We start from the raw sequence: 16,428 nt of genomic DNA, 5'->3' as shown, positions 1-16,428 counted from the left end.
CTATCACATGAGTGATAACGAATATATTCGCCAATATCGTTAACACGAATTGATGGGTGCGCAGAGGAATTACTCATAAAACACTGGAATTACGGTCCATTCCTCAATCATAGTTCGCCATCTATCTTTACAAACTATGGCTTTAAGTATTTATTAGCTATATAAGCATATTTTACAAATCAAAGTTTAAGATAGCTTTGCCTTCTTAGCTCTTGGCCCTTTTTTCACACCAGGATGATCAGCATATTCTCCAATCATATGCTGATACTTAGTAGGTAGTAGTTTCACTGTTTCTGGTGGTGGGACTGGGCTCCTTAGAGGAGGTAAAAGACGCAGTGGTCCAAGATTAGTCGGATCCTCAAAAAGTTGCTTACGAATGGCACGAGCAATTACTTCAGCAAGTAGTGAAGGAACTGCATTACCGAGCATTTTTTGCGTTGTTGACCGACCACAATCAAAGTGCAATCCATCAGGAAACGTTTGGATGCGGCACATTTCTTGCACTGATAATTTTCGATTATTCCAGTGAAATGGGCCCACTGACGAGCCAGGCTGTGCTTGGATAGTCCAAGATGGAAGCGATTTACTGAGTTTCAGTAAAAAGCTCCAATACCGAGTACGCCATCCGAATAGGGGCACTCCTCCACCTCTATTCGTATGCCATAAGTAATTCTGTCCTTCTGGGATTGTTGGGAGTAAATCACCCCATTTACCTCCTACTTTTAGAGAGGGCTCATCTGGATAAGAAGGAAGATCACCAATCGCATCCCATACATTACGATAAGGCTCACACCCCAAATCAATCAGCAAAGGCGCCTTTTCATGAGAGCAATGTGTTGGGAGCGGGAATTGGAACTTGAGTCCTTCCCTACTACCAATTAGAAACACCCTTTCTCGGGTCTGAGGAACACCATACTGGGCAGCATTAAGCATCTGCCAACTCACTTTATAATTCGTACCTTTCTCACTATTTATTTTTTTTATACCCGCCAGTAAAAATTGCAGGCCCTCATCCTTGCCTTTGTATGCAAGACCATAAACATTCTCAAGGAGAAATACCTTAGGTTGCAGATCTCGTAACACTCGCAGAAATTCACCTAAAGTCCCCGCTCTGGGGTCATCAAGTCTTAGAGAATCACCACTGACCCAGTACGAAGATTTAGAAAAAGGCTGACAAGGGGGGACCTCCTATCAGTACATCTGTGTCACCAGCATAGAGTCCTGCAACCGCCATGAGTTCTTTAGAGCTTACGTTATGAATATCCTGATTAATCACAGGCCATGGTCGATTCAGACGTATCGTCTCACAGGTTCGAGAGTCTATCTCAACTGCTACCGCTGTTTCAAAACCTGCAGACTCAAAGCCAAAGTCTAGGCCGCCAATTCCTGTGTAAAGACTTACTACCCTGAGCACAGCTTGCTCCTACAAGAAATTTACTTTTTACTCGTTGACAGTACGCTAGACACTGTACGATAAAAAGCTAAATCTAACAGCATTACCTTGTATTGTCAATACAATTTTTGTTTTTATCCTTTTGATTCTCATTAAGCTTCGCGAAGTGATGGCCAACTATCGTCAAAAAACTGGCGAACGTTTGACCTATGAAATTCTCGCAAAAAAAACAGGACTATCTAAAGCCACACTTGAATCTTTGGCTTCCCGCAATTCTTACAATCCTCGGCTTAGTACTATTGAACAGCTCTGCCGAGCACTTAAATGTACACCAGGAGAATTATTGGAACTTGTTGTAGAAGAGTCCTCTGAGTAACACATTTCTCTAAAAAATTATCTTAAAGCAGTAATTTCGTGAACGTCTTTGAAGTCAAGCATGTAATTCACCAGTTGATTGAGACCTATCAGTTTGGCTTAGTTGGGCTTCTTGATAGCTCTGGACGCATCTTTTCCACATCTCGAGAAGCAGCAGCTCTAGCCAAATTGGTGGAGTCAGAACTCATCTCTTTAATCAAAAATTCACTTGAAGCTCAAGGTTTCGTTGTTAACGAAGGAGGTGAACGTACGTATCCTGATACGGAGTTAATCACTCCGGATGGCTCAATAATTGCTTTAGATATCAAGTGTGCTTCCTATAAACCAAATGCGACAAAGATGAACAGTCGCCTTACCCTATATACATTCGGTACATATCTCACTAACAGGGATATCAAGGACGGTACACTGCGCCCTTATGACGAGTATGATATACACCTTGATTTAGTGGCCTTTTACCAAGTCAATCCTCGACAAGAGTACCTTGTTCATGATGATATTTTCGCTCTTGAGCGTGAAGATCTTAACCAACTTTCATATGATCATGGACCTTTTCGAGAAATGTACTTTTGTGTGGTCGAGCCTTGGCGTGTTGCCTCCCACCGAATGAGCAGTGGTACTCGCGACTATGTGGGAGCTGTTATGGACCTTGAACGCTTTAGAAACGAGCAAGGGGTCTTTCGCTCCAAGCAAGCTTTCTATAATTTTTGGGGCAATGTTCCTGCTCAACTTAGAGATTTGCACCGCAAAATATTTGGTAATTCGAAGAAAAAACAACCACCATCTCATTGCTACATTGAGCAACTTGCTGAACTCCTTGATGAAGATGTCAGAAACCTCTATCTAAGAGTAATCGAGGATGAAGGCTTCCCATGCTTCTCCCCCGATCCCAACACAAAATTCGCTAATCTAGAGAAAGTTATAACCATTGATGATTCAATGCTTTTTTATCCTCGAATAGTATTTAACTATCTGGGATGTGATCCAATAGTTAATGATCTTGAAGTCGAAATAGCCCTTGGACAAATTCTAAGCCGTAAATGGTAATTTATAGGCGCTGAATAATCGTTAGAAGACAGTACTGGCAAAGATTATTGAATGTAATCATTTAGAATTACAGATTTTTTTCACAGAACTTTAACCCAAACGCTGAAAGCAAGATTGGCTCATACACACATTTTTTTGAGAATGAGCCGCAAAATTGAAAATTTACTATCAAACAAAAAAATAGGAAATATCCATTCAAGGATGGGCGCAAGAAACCTGGATTGCCCCTTGGCGCAAAACATCCCAACCTGGCCCTATCCATTTGATAACAGTAGAAGGTAGCGGATCTGACGATTGAGGTTCAGGCCATAGGTTAGCCAGAGGCGTGAATACTTCAGGGAAGTGTTGATTGATATCCTGCACAGTGGTTAAAGCAGGTTGCCCGGAGCGATTGATGCTAGTGGTGGCCAAGGGTCCAGTTTGTTGCAAAATCATTTGAGCCACCTTGGAATTGGGCACTCGAATCCCAATACTGTCGGGGTTGAGGGGATTCATTTCTGGGGGGACGCGATCGCAAGTCGGTAACACCAACGTCAACGCTCCCGGCCAATAGTCAGCAGCCATCTGTTGCCACTGCTGCAATTCTTCTTCACTGCCACCTACATAAGGCCAAAGTGCTTCTGGAGAAGCCCCCATCAAAATCAGGGGTTTATCCGGCTGTCTTTGCTTGGCTGCAAAGATTTTCGAAGCCTGGTCAGGACGAACAGCCAAGGCAGGAACCGTATCCGTAGGGAAACTGATCAGCCGACCGGAACGAGCGGCAGCAATGAAGGCAGCAATAGGAAGTTGAGTCATGCCAAACGCGGATTAGAATAGGATTTGGGGGAAGTTTAGTTGTCTATTGGTGTCTAGTCAGACGGCTAGAATATCTTCTCACCCCCCACCTCAGAAATAAATGAATTCTAGTTCTGATGTCTTAGTGATTGGCGGTGGCGCGATGGGTTTAGCCACTGCCATTGCCCTCACGCAACAAGGGGCTAAAGTCACGATCCTCAGCCGCAATTTCCAGGAAGCTGCTCTCCATGCGGCGGCGGGAATGCTGGCTCCCCAAGCAGAAGGATTGGAACCGGGTCCCATGCTGGATTTGTGTATACGCAGTCGTGACCTCTATCCAGACTGGACCCGCCAACTGACGGAACTCACCGGACTAGATGCGGGATACTGGCCCTGTGGGATTTTAGCTCCTACCTTTGCGGATTCGCCACCTCGATATACGGGTGATGTGGAATGGTGCGATCGCACCACGATACACCAGCATCAGCCCGACCTCAGCCCAGACATCGTGGGCGGTTGGTGGTTTCCCCAAGATGCCCAAGTCAATAACCAGCAACTGGCCCAGGTATTACTACAATCGGCTCGCCAGCTTGGGGTCACCTTAGAAGAAGGGGTTGGCGTTACAGGGTTTGAGACCAAAGACCAGCAAATCCAGCAGGTTCAAACCACAGCCGGATCCTGGCAAGCTCAAACCTATGTCTTGGCAACCGGATCTTGGTCTCAGGAGCTATTGCCCATCCCCGTTACCCCCCGCAAAGGCCAGCTATTTGCAGTACAGACTCCCAAGCAAACCTTAAACAAAGTTTTGTTTGGGCCAGGGACTTATATTGTTCCCCGTCAAAATGGCCGCATTGTCGTCGGTGCCACCAGTGAAGATGTCGGTTTTGCCGCTTACAATACGCCCGGTGGAATCCAGTCACTCCTAGAGAAGACGATTCGTCTCTATCCCCCCTTAGCCGACCATCCCCTAGAAGCTTGTTGGTGGGGCTTTCGACCCGCAACCCCAGATGAATCGCCCATATTGGGCCATAGTCCTTACCACAATCTGATTTTGGCGACGGGACATTACCGGAATGGCATTTTGCTGACGCCCGTGACTGCTCGCCTAATTACGGACCTAATTATGACGGGACAAGCAGATCCTTGCCTGACGAATTTTAGCTGGCAGCGGTTTACATCCTCTTCTCCATCTACAGAACGTCTGGCCTTAGCCCATTAGAACCACCAGAGGCCCAAGACTACAGAAACACCGGTCAAGGTGAGGTTATCAATATCTCGAAAAGGTAGCGCTTCAACGAGAGTCGCAATTAGGGCAATCGCCGCCACAATGCCCACCGTGCCAGCCAATGGGGGCTGGAAATAGTTCAAGCGATTAAACAAACTCAAAAAACTAAAGGCAAACAGAAAACTCCCCGCAAACATGGCGGCAGAGCCAGCCCAGCTTTTCTCGGGACTAAAGGGCAGCTTGTAAACCCCCAACCGTCGGCCCACAATATCCGCCAAGCCGTCTCCACCACACATCATCATTAAGGCCAACATCCCTACGGGGGAGGTGCGCCAAAACCCAATGGTGCAAGCAACAAATACCAGGCCATAAAACAGGGGGCCTTTGAGAATTTCTTTGGGGTCACCGTTGCGGGTCATGGCTTGAACGGCATCGGGGTCTTTAATCCAGCCCACGCCAATGGCAATAAATTGGAGGGTAATGGCTAAGGGGACTAAGGCAGCAAAATAGCGGGCGGTCGGCTGGGGACTGAAAAAGGGCCAGCACAATACAAATAGGGGACCTGTGCCCATATGGATAATCTTACGGCTGAGTTTCTGCTCCAATACCCCATTGGCTGCTAGGGCATCCATGATCCGCAACCAGCTGAGGGCTAGCAGCAAGGTAATCACCATAACGACACTATCCTGAAGCAGTGGATTGGTCGTTAGTTGTTCCCAAAGCATGTCTAAGATATCTGTGGACTGCTGTATCCGTAGTTTACTCGGCAGCTAGGGGCAGTTCAAAAAAATCATTGTAGACGAGCCCCGACCTTCTTTCTCTACGATTCACTCGCTTGAATCTCCTGTACAAAATGTTGAGTGAGAGGGTGTTCAGATAACAGATCAAGTTGCTCAGATTCAACAACGATTTGGCAGAACGAGTAGAAATTACCGATAACAGTCTGAGTAGAAGGATGCTCTTGCCCTAACGTATTCACAAATATATAAATGGCCCGCTGGTACAAGGGTTCAGCCTCGCCGTACCGGCCTGTTGATTTATAGAGACCTGCCAAGTTGTTCAAGCTCGTTCCGGTTTCCGGATGCTCTGGTCCCAACTGCTCTTCCGATATTTTCAGCGCCCGCTGGTACAAGGGTTCAGCCTCGCCGTACCGGCCTGTTGAACGATAGAGATTAGCCAAGTTGTTCAAGCTCGTTCCGGTTGTAGGATGCTCTGGTCCCAATTGCTCTTCCGATATTTTCAGCGCCCGCTGGTACAAGGGTTCAGCCTCGCCGTACCGGCCTGTTGATTCATAGAGAAATGCCAAATTGTTCAAGCGCGTTCCGGTTTCCGGATGCTCTGGTCCCAACTGCGCTTCCGATATTTTCAGCGCCCGCTGGTACAAGGGTTCAGCCTCGCCGTACCGGCCTGTTGAACGATAGAGATTAGCCAAGTTGTTCAAGCTCGTTCCGGTTGTAGGATGCTCTGGTCCCAATTGCTCTTCCGATATTTTCAGCGCCCGCTGGTACCATTTTTCCGTATCTGCCCACAAACTCTGGCTTCTGCTAATACGGGCTAATCCTTCTAGGGGCCAAGTTAGATCCGTCTCGGGCAGCAAATGAGTCCAATGATTGGCCATCACCGTCAGGTGGGGAATAATAGGTTGAACTCTCTCAAACACGGTTAACGTTACTAGATAAGGAATGCTCTTGGCAATTTGGGTCACGGCCTGGGCTGCTGATCGACGCAGGGTATCTGCTTCCGTTTGTAGCTCAGTCTCCAGTTTGGTTCCTAGAAACTGATGAATCAGCGTATGCAGGCTATATTGCCCCTCGCCAAGATCTAGCACCAAAGAATTGCCCACGAGTTCCAAATCCAGGGCATCTTCTAAATCTTCCTCATCCCATTCTTCTAAACTCATTTCAATTAAAGTTTTGGGAATGGGAGCTAAGGCAAACACGCTCAACAAACCTGCTAGTGTTTTCGCTTGATCACCCAAGGGCTGCCAACTCAACTCAAACGCAGCCTCGATATTGTCTTCATAGGGCATTTCTGCAGGAACGTCTTGGGCTGCTTTGGCTTCCAATCGTTTTTTTTCCAACCGCTCCAGCAATGTGGCGATGGTTAAATTGGGCCGTTTTCCCAAATGGCGTCCCACCAACTCCAGCCCCAAGGGTAAATGCCCTACCCAAGCACACAAATTTTTAGCAGCTATCAGCTCATTTTTAACCCGTTGATCATCTGCAACTAGCATCCGTAATAACCGCAAAGAAGCAGAAGGCTTCAGCACCTCCAATGACAAACACTGAACAGGCTGTCCAAATTGAGACCGAGTCGTCAACAGCACCCGAAACCGATAATCCCGAGGCCATAGCAATTTCACCTGACGATAGGCCGACTGCCCCCGCAAATCATCAATCACCAACAGCCGTTGTCCCTGGGGCTGCTTCGCCAACCATTGGTCATAACACCACTGCGCCTGTTGTTCAGTGCTTCCTAAGTTATCTGGCAACTCAGAAAACCCAATTCTGCTGCCATAGGCCAACAGTTGTTGCACAAACTCACTCTGTAACTCAGCATTGTCGGTAGCGTCTTCTACCTTGGTATCCATCCACCACACTCCACCGGGATAACTCTCCCGATAGTGCTGGGCATATTCCCAAGCCAGACGAGTTTTGCCAATGCCTCCCATCCCAGTTGCCGCAACAATGGCAACCTGCTCCGACTGCGCCAATAAGCGGTGTAGGTCTTCCAGTTCCGCCGACCGTCCAACAAACTTCGACGATTCTAAATTGGGCACATAGAAAGGGCTTTCCCCCACACCCGATCGATCTGGGGGACTTACTTTTTTACTAAAGCCTTAGTCCATCTTCTAAAGGTTGGGAAATATTTCTGTAAGAACTTCTCAGTATCAATTTCCCCTTCATAAGCCACCCCCACAAACGGCGGAAAAGAAGAAATAACGCCCTTCAACTTCGCTGCTGCTGTTGCTTCTGGCTGACTCACCTGAGCATAAATTTTTTGAAGTAAAGCCAACATCTCCGCTGAGAGATCTGCAGAGACTTGCAGAGTAGGCGTTACCTCAATAATTTCCGCCACAATCGGTTCAGCTTCAGCGTCTGAAACCACAATATCTGTCGCGACATCCCTCAAAGTCAGCCAGTATTCTTCTTCAAAACCCTTGATCTCACTTTTCAGATCTTCAATCTGCTGCCGAATTCGCTCTTTCTCAGATGGCTCAATCGTGACTAACGTATCTTCTTTGTTCGCTAACTGCTTGCGTAGACGACCCAAATTTTTCTCAAGACGACTCAGGCGTTCACTCGACATCAACCCTTCCTTCAACAAACCAACAGACTAAACCTCGGAAATCCTCTATTGCTGGAAACTCGATATCCACCTGAACACCAGTATAGTGGACGCAAATCAGCTAATAACTCAGCTAAAGTCCTGGAACCAACGTAATAGATCCTTATCCCCAAAATCTATCCCTTAAGCACATGCAGAGAACCCTAAACCTGGAAACCCTGGCCCTAGATTTGACCAGCTAGGGAAGCCAATACAATATGTCAGTCTCTTCAAGACATCCCAGATCTATCGACAATCTTCAGTCCCAACTTCAGCCTACTAGCTTCCTTAAAATCGCTCCAATCTCAGTCTCCATAGGAAATGTATAGATCTTTGAAAGCCACAACACTGATGCTTCTCAGTTTTCTCAGGGAACTCTTTTGCCTTGCTCAGCAAAGTGGATGATTCCCCACAGATTTCCCTAACTTGGGCCTCAGTTAGCCCTCGTACATTAAAGACATTGAAGTTGGAGCAAAAGATTATGAACATTACTCAAATGACCCGCAACACCATCGCAGCAGTTGCCCTTATTACCCTAGGCATTAGCACAAACGCCGTTGCAGAAACCCAAACCGTCACCCGTGGCCCCAATGGCGCTCCTTCCATCGTCAAGCAAGTTCCCTTGGATGCCCAACAGCAGCCTAAAACTGAGCCCCATGACGCCTTATCTGTCATCAACCGTGGTCCTAACGGTGCGGCCCATATCGCCAATACTGAATCTGCCGTCCGCAGCGCCACCACCCCTTCAGGCCAAATCATCACTCGTGGCCCCAACGGTGCAGCTTTTATCGCTAACTAATTCACTGAATTCAAAAGTTTCTCACTGAGTAGGAACAGGGGTAGATCGAGTCGGGTCTACCCTTTTTTTGCGATATTTTTTATTCAGTCAAGGGAAACACTAAAGACGAAAATAGTGAGCACACACCCTCATTATCCAATACGTTCTTTTACCTTTCCAGACTTACATTTAGCAGTGCGTTTGAGTAGAGTTCCCGCTCCCAGCACCATCATCGAGCCCAAAATAGTCGAAGGTTCTGGAACGGTTGCGAGATAAGCCTGAGAATTACCCTCTGTGGGGTCAATGCCAAAATTGGAATCAACGACACTCGTATTGCCGATGGTTTCCCAGCCTGAGAAATCACCCGTTTCGAAGCCACCATTAGTCCCCACATTGACGTTGTCTACCAATAAACCAGAACTAACAATTCTGTCTTCCACGTCAACAACCCCCAGCCCGATTGTGTAAGTTCCAGTGGTCGGAATTTGATAAGAGAAGGTGTTGTACCCCGTCTCACTATTAAAACGATTATTATTTCCGAGTAGTGGAAAGCGCGAGTTCGTATCCGCTAAAGTTGACGTCCCTCCTAGAGGCCGTACAGAGACAAAAGCAAAGTCATTGAATGGCGTATTGGGAGTAAACTCATTCGTTAAAAAATTCCAATCTAAGGTGACAGATTGCCCTGCTGATGCTGAAAAAGTTTGCTTAATTGCTGAACCTTCAGTTGCATTACCATTACCAAGGCCATCGATAGTGCCAGGGGGTTGACCCAAAAAATTGTCTAATGCAGCATCAGAAACAGGTTGTGCAGCAACTAAAGACTGAAACCCTATTAAGCCAGTGCTTAGAAACAAACCGCAGGTTGGAGCTATCGCCGAATATAGTGCTAATTTTAGGTTCATTAAACCCTCCCCCTATGGCTTTAATACGATAGATTAACTACAAAAAATATAGATTTTAGTTCAATTGACATAAATATCATTCTGTCAGTCTAGTAACTCTATTTATGCCTCTTGAATACTAAAAGATATTTTTAAATTACTCTGAGAGATACTTATAAGTTAACACTGTAAATACACACAATCATTGCAGTTGTTTTTTATTGCCATAGCATTTTAATTTTAAATACATAGAAATAGATTTAATCAATCATAAAAAGTCTCTTTATAGAGATAAATAGATTTCTTTTTTATGGAGTGCTCACGGCCATTTAACGCATTTACTCCACAAGTATTCATCAAAGAAATACATCAGAAAAAAACTGTATCGAGCAGGCTCATCAACCATCCATTGCATTGAAATATAATCAGGCTGCATTATCCTAAGAAAAACACTGTACGCCACAAATCACCTAGGCACATTTCGATAACATAAAATTGAATGAGTCTTCTCTACCTGTTGAAATGCACATCCGAACTGCAACTCCAGCAGACACGCACCTTATTTATCAGTTTATTCAGCACAAGGCCGAGTTTGACCGTAGCGTTGGAGCCTATCAGGGCACCATACAAACGTCAGAAGCCAAAATTCAATCCACAATTTTTGGTCCTACCCCGTTTGCTTATGTGCTGTTTGCAGACCAGCAAGACCAGCCTGTTGGATTTGCCCTTTACGGATTTCGATATTCTTCTTTTGCGGGTCAGCCCAGCATTTGGTTAGATGACCTGTACATTGCAGCAAAAGATCGTAGCCAGGGTGCAGGCACAGCTTTAATGCAGCATTTAGCCCAAATTGCCTCCAGCCATAACTGCACCCATATTGCCTGGACAGCGGATGCCCGCAATCATCGAGGTCTCCAGTTTTATTACCGATTAGGTGCAGAAATTATTAAACAGGACAGAAACCGCTGTTATTGGCAGTGGATGTTTGCTGACTGCGAAAGTCTAACCTCCCTATAGATTCATAGGTTGGAGTCACACTTCATCGTGTTATCGCATTTCCCCCCTCGACAGAAAATACCTATTGGCAAAGAAGTGACTTCCTCTCCTGTCTACAATTTTGCCAAGATTTGCATGAAAAAATTCGAATCTTTTTTAGGTATCAGATCAAATATTTTGAAGAGATACAGAGCAAGTTTAAATATCGCTGAATGTTTAATTTTTCAAGGTTGTATAGAGGCACAATATCCCCGGAGAATAAACAAGAGAATATATAACAATTGATTGAGGGCAGAACCCTACAAACACGAAAGCAGCGTAGACTAACAGTATTGAACTCAACGATATCTTGTGATGATGTCTTAGAAATATGGACGTATCTTCACGTAAGCTGTCTCAGCCTGCGATTTTAATCGTTGATGACCGAATTGAGACCATTCAAACCCTCGCCATACTATTAGAAAATCACGGCTATTCCGTAACTTGTGCAAGCAATGGCCAAAATGCGTTGCAGCGTCTAAATGCTCAACAACCTGATCTCATCCTATTAGATTTATTCATGCCAGAGATGGATGGGTTTGAATTGTGCGAACAAATAAAATCAAATTCAGACTTTCAAGACATTCCTATCTTATTCCTGACAGCAAGCCGTGACCAGGAGCATATCCTTAAAGCCTTTGAGAAAGGCGCTGTAGATTATGTGATGAAACCCTTTAATGATCGGGAAGTCTTAACACGGGTTAATACGCATATTAATCTGAGGCAACAAAAAATAGAAATTCAAAGACTGAACAATAAATTTGAGACGATTATTACCAATGTTCAGGATGGTCTTTTAGTGATTGATCAAGAGGGAATCATTAAATTTGCTAATCCAGCAGTGATCCATATGTTCAATAAACTAGACTCTAACCTGTTGGGGCACCATCTGGGCATTCCTATTGTTGAGGAACATCTCGCGCAAATAGAGATTCTCCGGTTGGATAATACCTATGGTATAGCTGAAATCACTGTTGCAGATGCTCAGTGGGAAGGGCAGGGAGCATCTGTTGTCTGTTTACGTGATGTCAGCGACAGTCAAGCTAGGAAAGATTCTTAACGGGTAGATTTAGGACCAATATTAAGGCTCCACCTCAACTCGCTGTCCTGTTTGGACGCGCCAAAGCTGAGCATAGATGCCGTCATGAGCCAGCAACTGTTCATGCTTTCCTTGTTCTACAATCCGGCCTTGCTCCATCACATAGATACAGTCGGCATGGCGAATCGTAGATAAACGATGGGCGATGGCAATGGTTGTCCGATCCACCGTAATCCGATCTAAAGACCGCTGAATCGCTGCTTCCGTCTCGTTATCCACGGCAGAGGTGGCTTCATCCAGGATCAAAATCGGTGGATCTTTGAGTAGCGTGCGGGCGATCGCAAGTCGTTGCCGTTGCCCCCCAGACAACTTCTGGCCTCGTTCCCCCACAATCGTGTGATACCCCTCTGGCAGCTGGGAAATAAATTCATGAGCTTCGGCATTTTTGGCCGCCTTTTCCACCTGGGCCTGATCGATTTGGGGTTGGCCGTAGGCAATATTTTCGTAAACCGTACCGTGAAACAGAAATACATCCTGGCTGACTAGGCCAATGGCTTGGCGCAAGTCTTTAAGCTGCAGGGTTTCAATACCAATACCGTCTAGGGTGATGTCCCCCGTATGGGCTTCATAAAATCGCAATAAGAGCTTCACCAGAGTACTTTTTCCCGATCCAGTCGAACCGACGATAGCAATGGTTTCACCTGCCGGAATCGTTAGAGAAACATTATGGATAATCGGTAAATCGGGATAGTACTCAAACGAAACATCCTTAAACTGCACCTCTCCTTTAACCTGCGGGACGGGTAAATTTAGATGCCCCGGATGAATTTGAATCGGCGTATCCAGCAAGGCCATCACCCGCTGAATCGAAGCCATCGCTCGCTGGTACTGATCGAGGGTGTCTCCCAATCGAGTCAAGGGCCACAGCAGGCGCTGGGTCAGAAAAACTAACACGCTATAGGTGCCCACCTCTAGACGATCGGCCATCACTTCCATACCGCCAAACAGCATAATCGCCATAAACGCCAGCAAAATCAAAATTCGAATCAGAGGAATAAACGCCGCACTAAAAGCAATGGCCCGACTATTGCTCTGGCGGTAGGCATCGCTATCGGTTCTCACCTGTTGGGCTTCAAATTCCTCCGCCGTAAAGCTCTTGATCGTCACCATGCCGCTGAGGTTATTGGCAAGACGACCATTGAGAAAGCTCACCTTTTCTCGCACAGTCATATAGTAGGGAGCCAGCTTTTTTTGAAATGCGATCGCACCCCAAATAATCAAAGGAATCGGCAGCATCGCCATCCACCCCACCGTAGGAGCCAGGATAAAAAAGGCACTACTAATAATCACCACGGTGGTGATTACCTGCAAAATATCGTTGGCCCCACCATCCAAAAACCGCTCTAGCTGGTTAATGTCGTCGTTCAGAATCGACATCAGCTCCCCCGTACTGCGATCCTCGAAATAGGCCAACTCCAGATTCTGTAAATGCTGATAGGCATCTAAACGCAGGTCATGCTGCATTGTCTGGGCTAAGTTCCGCCACAGACGCGCATAGGCATATTCAAAGACAGACTCCAGTCCCCAAATAATCGCCGAAATAAGCGACAAGGCCAGCAATTGCTGAAAGACATCAGTAATGCCCAGGGCCGCAATCAGAGAATCCTGACGCTTGACCACAATATCCACCGCCGCTCCAATCAGTACCGGAGGGGCCAGATCAAAAATCTTGTTGAGGACAGAGCAGGTTGCTGCAGACCAAATTTGGGAACGATAAACCCGCCCATACTTGAACAGCCGAGTCAGCGGATGTAGGGTTTTGGAGTCAGGATGCTTTGTTGCCATAGGTCAATTGGAACAGCGTTGATTGCTGGGATATCTTTTCAGCGTACTGTGTTGCTGCTCTCCCTTGGGCAAGTCATCATAGATTTCTCGTGAAGGAACAAATGCAGTGAAGCGAATCAGTCTGACCCGAAATGACTCACACCATTGAATATGGTTGGCTAAGGAATGGGTAAGCCCCCTCATGGCTGACCGTTCTACTGCACAACTGCAATACAGACGGTATATTATTGAGCCTGAATTCAAATTGACTGATGCTCCTGGCTCTAGGATGCCGTTACCTAGCTGTTTTAGGCTTGACTGTATTCCTTTGACAGCAGCAGTTCTGTGGGGGAAGTAGTGATTTAGAGGCATTAAAGGTATGACTGGGGAAATGAGCTGGACGCCAACTGAAAACGTCGTTCGCCATGTTGGGAGTCAAATTATTCCAGATATGGAGTTTTTTGCGCCACCACCACCCGAAATAGGTGAGATTATTTCAGCAGATAGCAGCTTATCCCGTTCTAAACAGGCGAACCAAGGTCAAGAGCGACTCAAGAACTGCATGCTTTGGGCCAGCGGTGGAGCAGTGGGAGGCTGTATTTTTGCATTTGTGACGGAACTTCCCGTCCTGATTTGTGCCCTGATAAGTACAGTGATTTTCATTGGTATTGGCATCCTCACCACGCAATATTTCTATCAATGCTCTTATGTTGGCGAGCTGGGTATTGCCCTCCACAGCCTCAAGGGAAAGCGCTCCGGCCAACCTAAAACTGAGATCTTTCTATTTAAGGATGGAAAAAATCTCTTCACTCAGCAAACGCGGAATTATTACAACGGCGTCTACACCGGCACAACCTTCAACTACTGGTGGACTCGACTTTCAGGGCCAGAATTTAGGCTAAAGGGCTCCTACCGCAGTCAAAAAGGAAACCCACCTGCGGATAATTTGTACCACTTTGCCCAGGCTGCAGAGGGGCGGTGGAGCACCCATCTCTTACCAGTCATCAACGAACAACTCAACCAACTGGGGTATATCGAGTTTCCCATCGGCAAGACCTTGCGCGTGGTGAGGATTGGGCCAGGCTTTATGGAGTTTGAAGAGAAGAGCGGCACTCACAAAGTCGAGGTGGCTGATATGAAAGATATTCAGTTGGGGGGTGGAGTATTTCAGTTTAAGCATAAGGATTCCACCTGGTGGTCTGGGAAAGGCAAGTATTCCTTCGGCTATGCCGCAATTCCCAATGCCAGACTCTTTCTAATTTGCCTCGAAAGATTAACAGGCATTCACTGGTAGATCTTTCATGGCAACGGGGTCAATCTCCAACATAGCCAGAGACCACCTATAAATTTTTCCGGGTTTACTCATGAATTTAGCCTCTCTCTCTTCCAGCCGGCAGAGTCAACATCTTTCATGAGCATCCAGCCCAACAGAAATTTGATCTGGGGTTGACAAAACTTTACATAAGATTTACATTAGTTTACATAAGTTAATTCGCATTACGGAGTCAAACACCATGAGCATCAAGAATCAGACTTGGGGTTTTAACAGCTTTGCAGAGACATTCAGTGGTCGCCTAGCAATGTCTGGGTTTTTCATCGCCTTGATCACTGAGGTATTGACAGGAAAAGGAATCCTCGGACAACTTTCTTCATTTTTCTTCTTTGTTAATTAATTTCTATTTGCACCTGACTTAGCGTCGTGAATAGTCCTTAACTACCTCTTCCTTCTTCTTTGACCCCAGCTGTGAGCTGGGGTTATTTTTTTTCCCATTACTTCCATTATTGAAACCTTTCTGGATTATGCTCATCATTCCATTTCTTTGGATATTCAGATTAGCAATCAACAAAATACTGCACTATGGAAATTGCGAGAAGTTCCTCATGCGTCCCCAGAAGACTATGCAACAACATCCTCTTAGCAAAACTCCTACAATCTCTAAATCCTCAACAGCGGGAAGTCATTACCTTACGGTATGACCTGATCGATCAAACCCCATTGACCTTAGTAAAAGTAGGTGAGCATTTGAATGTGAGTCGAGAATAGGTGCGTCGAGTTGAGCGAGCAGCATTTCAACTGTTTCGGTCACAGAAGGGGGGCTTGCAAGAGTATATGGCCTCCTAAACTAGGGCCACTCAAACATTCTCTCTATCTCTCAAGCTGCTCTTTATATAGAAGAGCAGCTTCTTTTGTTTTACATACATTTACAAAAAAATAATAAGCTCAGAGACTTCATCCTGAAGTCATAATTTTATTAAAGACGGATAAATAAGCAAATAAGACTTAAAAAACTTTATTAATTGATTTTTCATAGTATTTATTGCTTTATAAATACTTTTAAATCCTAAAAGCATTGATTTAAGGGTAAAAGACGTAATAATTTTTTCAAATCATTTTTTTGTATCACAAAAACATGAATATGTAAATTTATTTGACACAACGTTACAAACTAGTTAATATAGTTTACATAACGTTACACAAAGGAATTCATCATGTTTGCCCCTCTCGTCGTCCTAGTTCGCAACATCGTTGGTCAGCCCAAATTTGTAAAGCTCAGAGGCAAAGGCATCGCTATGCACTCTAAAGCCATTACGAATGTCTGCAATCAAATGGGTATTGACCGGAGTCGCCGTCAAGGTTGGATTCGACTAGCTCGCGACAATGGCAAACGTCTTGGACTCCTAGCATAAAAAGCCAGCGCAACGATGGGTTCGCGTTATCGAACCCTTAAG

At 45.7% G+C, this 16,428-nt stretch carries 17 protein-coding genes and 1 pseudogene; 10 read left to right on the top strand and 8 right to left on the bottom strand.

The features are described 5' to 3' along the window. Nucleotides 1-186: 186 nt before the first annotated feature. Both HRE53_RS19345 and HRE53_RS34500 read right to left on the bottom strand, forming a co-directional pair. Nucleotides 187-1,122 (bottom strand): annotated as a pseudogene (locus HRE53_RS19345) (DNA cytosine methyltransferase); the annotation flags it as partial. A 37-nt stretch (nucleotides 1,123-1,159) separates the two neighbouring features. Next, nucleotides 1,160-1,414, bottom strand: coding sequence for a DNA cytosine methyltransferase (locus tag HRE53_RS34500; RefSeq protein WP_255800795.1), 255 nt, complete (start codon nucleotides 1,412-1,414; stop codon nucleotides 1,160-1,162). 121 nt (nucleotides 1,415-1,535) lie between these two features. Between HRE53_RS34500 and HRE53_RS19340 the strand changes: the two genes are divergently transcribed. Together HRE53_RS19340 and HRE53_RS19335 are read left to right on the top strand one after the other, a co-directional pair. Next, complete coding sequence (locus tag HRE53_RS19340; protein WP_235107603.1) at nucleotides 1,536-1,769, top strand: helix-turn-helix transcriptional regulator; 234 nt, start codon at nucleotides 1,536-1,538, stop codon at nucleotides 1,767-1,769. Nucleotides 1,770-1,807: 38 nt separating this feature from the next. Further along, on the top strand, nucleotides 1,808-2,815 hold the full coding sequence (locus HRE53_RS19335) for an EcoRV family type II restriction endonuclease (protein ID WP_235107602.1): 1,008 nt from the start codon (nucleotides 1,808-1,810) through the stop codon (nucleotides 2,813-2,815). A 195-nt stretch (nucleotides 2,816-3,010) separates the two neighbouring features. Here the strand turns inward: HRE53_RS19335 and HRE53_RS19330 are convergent, their stop codons facing one another. Then, complete coding sequence (locus HRE53_RS19330) at nucleotides 3,011-3,610, bottom strand: L-threonylcarbamoyladenylate synthase (protein WP_235107601.1); 600 nt, start codon at nucleotides 3,608-3,610, stop codon at nucleotides 3,011-3,013. Between the two features lie 100 nt (nucleotides 3,611-3,710). Between HRE53_RS19330 and thiO the strand changes: the two genes are divergently transcribed. Next, nucleotides 3,711-4,808: a glycine oxidase ThiO gene (gene thiO, locus HRE53_RS19325; RefSeq protein WP_235107600.1), complete on the top strand. Its 1,098-nt coding sequence runs from the start codon at nucleotides 3,711-3,713 to the stop codon at nucleotides 4,806-4,808. On the opposite strand, the gene HRE53_RS19320 is transcribed toward thiO, so the two are convergent. From HRE53_RS19320 to HRE53_RS19310, 3 genes are all read right to left on the bottom strand, one after another. Continuing rightward, a complete protein-coding gene (locus tag HRE53_RS19320; protein ID WP_235107599.1) occupies nucleotides 4,805-5,539 on the bottom strand; it encodes a diacylglycerol/polyprenol kinase family protein in 735 nt (244 codons plus the stop codon). The two genes, thiO and HRE53_RS19320, sit on opposite strands and share 4 nt — an antisense overlap. 95 nt (nucleotides 5,540-5,634) lie before the next feature. Beyond that, nucleotides 5,635-7,614, bottom strand: a complete 1,980-nt coding sequence (locus HRE53_RS19315; protein WP_235107598.1) for a tetratricopeptide repeat protein — start codon at nucleotides 7,612-7,614, stop codon at nucleotides 5,635-5,637. Between the two features lie 20 nt (nucleotides 7,615-7,634). Further along, a complete protein-coding gene (locus tag HRE53_RS19310; protein WP_235107597.1) occupies nucleotides 7,635-8,123 on the bottom strand; it encodes a hypothetical protein in 489 nt (162 codons plus the stop codon). Between the two features lie 499 nt (nucleotides 8,124-8,622). Here HRE53_RS19310 and HRE53_RS19305 point away from each other — a divergent pair, with 499 nt between their 5' ends. Then, nucleotides 8,623-8,940: a hypothetical protein gene (locus HRE53_RS19305; protein ID WP_235107596.1), complete on the top strand. Its 318-nt coding sequence runs from the start codon at nucleotides 8,623-8,625 to the stop codon at nucleotides 8,938-8,940. A 131-nt stretch (nucleotides 8,941-9,071) separates the two neighbouring features. On the opposite strand, the gene HRE53_RS19300 is transcribed toward HRE53_RS19305, so the two are convergent. Beyond that, nucleotides 9,072-9,821: a PEP-CTERM sorting domain-containing protein gene (locus HRE53_RS19300; RefSeq protein ID WP_235107595.1), complete on the bottom strand. Its 750-nt coding sequence runs from the start codon at nucleotides 9,819-9,821 to the stop codon at nucleotides 9,072-9,074. Nucleotides 9,822-10,322: 501 nt separating this feature from the next. Between HRE53_RS19300 and HRE53_RS19295 the strand changes: the two genes are divergently transcribed. Continuing rightward, nucleotides 10,323-10,817: a GNAT family N-acetyltransferase gene (locus tag HRE53_RS19295; protein ID WP_235107594.1), complete on the top strand. Its 495-nt coding sequence runs from the start codon at nucleotides 10,323-10,325 to the stop codon at nucleotides 10,815-10,817. A 349-nt stretch (nucleotides 10,818-11,166) separates the two neighbouring features. Then, nucleotides 11,167-11,895, top strand: a complete 729-nt coding sequence (locus tag HRE53_RS19290; RefSeq protein WP_235107593.1) for a response regulator — start codon at nucleotides 11,167-11,169, stop codon at nucleotides 11,893-11,895. A 21-nt stretch (nucleotides 11,896-11,916) separates the two neighbouring features. Here the strand turns inward: HRE53_RS19290 and HRE53_RS19285 are convergent, their stop codons facing one another. Next, nucleotides 11,917-13,719, bottom strand: a complete 1,803-nt coding sequence (locus HRE53_RS19285; RefSeq protein WP_235107592.1) for an ABC transporter ATP-binding protein — start codon at nucleotides 13,717-13,719, stop codon at nucleotides 11,917-11,919. A 358-nt stretch (nucleotides 13,720-14,077) separates the two neighbouring features. Between HRE53_RS19285 and HRE53_RS19280 the strand changes: the two genes are divergently transcribed. The 4 genes from HRE53_RS19280 to HRE53_RS19265 all read left to right on the top strand — a co-directional run bounded on the left by HRE53_RS19280 (nucleotide 14,078) and on the right by HRE53_RS19265 (nucleotide 16,386). Next, complete coding sequence (locus tag HRE53_RS19280; RefSeq protein WP_235107591.1) at nucleotides 14,078-14,992, top strand: hypothetical protein; 915 nt, start codon at nucleotides 14,078-14,080, stop codon at nucleotides 14,990-14,992. Between the two features lie 220 nt (nucleotides 14,993-15,212). After that, entirely contained in the window at nucleotides 15,213-15,371 is a 159-nt protein-coding gene (locus HRE53_RS19275; RefSeq protein WP_212664872.1) for a high light inducible protein, read from the top strand. Between the two features lie 185 nt (nucleotides 15,372-15,556). Further along, nucleotides 15,557-15,742, top strand: a complete 186-nt coding sequence (locus HRE53_RS19270) for a sigma factor-like helix-turn-helix DNA-binding protein (protein ID WP_235107590.1) — start codon at nucleotides 15,557-15,559, stop codon at nucleotides 15,740-15,742. A 446-nt stretch (nucleotides 15,743-16,188) separates the two neighbouring features. Then, entirely contained in the window at nucleotides 16,189-16,386 is a 198-nt protein-coding gene (locus HRE53_RS19265) for an electron transporter (protein ID WP_212664871.1), read from the top strand. Nucleotides 16,387-16,428: the final 42 nt, after the last annotated feature.

This window comes from Acaryochloris sp. 'Moss Beach' (assembly GCF_021497025.1).
Classification (GTDB): domain Bacteria; phylum Cyanobacteriota; class Cyanobacteriia; order Thermosynechococcales; family Thermosynechococcaceae; genus Acaryochloris; species Acaryochloris marina_A.
This window is presented reverse-complemented; position numbering and strand designations above follow the sequence as displayed.

Coding starts and splice junctions, on each gene's coding strand:
- HRE53_RS19330 (WP_235107601.1), bottom strand. CDS start 3,610: ATGACTCAACTTCCTATTGCTGCCTTCATTGCTGCCGCTCGTTCCGGT.
- thiO (WP_235107600.1), top strand. CDS start 3,711: ATGAATTCTAGTTCTGATGTCTTAGTGATTGGCGGTGGCGCGATGGGT.
- HRE53_RS19320 (WP_235107599.1), bottom strand. CDS start 5,539: ATGCTTTGGGAACAACTAACGACCAATCCACTGCTTCAGGATAGTGTC.
- HRE53_RS19310 (WP_235107597.1), bottom strand. CDS start 8,123: ATGTCGAGTGAACGCCTGAGTCGTCTTGAGAAAAATTTGGGTCGTCTA.
- HRE53_RS19305 (WP_235107596.1), top strand. CDS start 8,623: ATGAACATTACTCAAATGACCCGCAACACCATCGCAGCAGTTGCCCTT.
- HRE53_RS19300 (WP_235107595.1), bottom strand. CDS start 9,821: ATGAACCTAAAATTAGCACTATATTCGGCGATAGCTCCAACCTGCGGT.
- HRE53_RS19295 (WP_235107594.1), top strand. CDS start 10,323: ATGCACATCCGAACTGCAACTCCAGCAGACACGCACCTTATTTATCAG.
- HRE53_RS19290 (WP_235107593.1), top strand. CDS start 11,167: ATGGACGTATCTTCACGTAAGCTGTCTCAGCCTGCGATTTTAATCGTT.
- HRE53_RS19285 (WP_235107592.1), bottom strand. CDS start 13,719: ATGGCAACAAAGCATCCTGACTCCAAAACCCTACATCCGCTGACTCGG.
- HRE53_RS19280 (WP_235107591.1), top strand. CDS start 14,078: ATGACTGGGGAAATGAGCTGGACGCCAACTGAAAACGTCGTTCGCCAT.
- HRE53_RS19275 (WP_212664872.1), top strand. CDS start 15,213: ATGAGCATCAAGAATCAGACTTGGGGTTTTAACAGCTTTGCAGAGACA.
- HRE53_RS19270 (WP_235107590.1), top strand. CDS start 15,557: ATGGAAATTGCGAGAAGTTCCTCATGCGTCCCCAGAAGACTATGCAAC.
- HRE53_RS19265 (WP_212664871.1), top strand. CDS start 16,189: ATGTTTGCCCCTCTCGTCGTCCTAGTTCGCAACATCGTTGGTCAGCCC.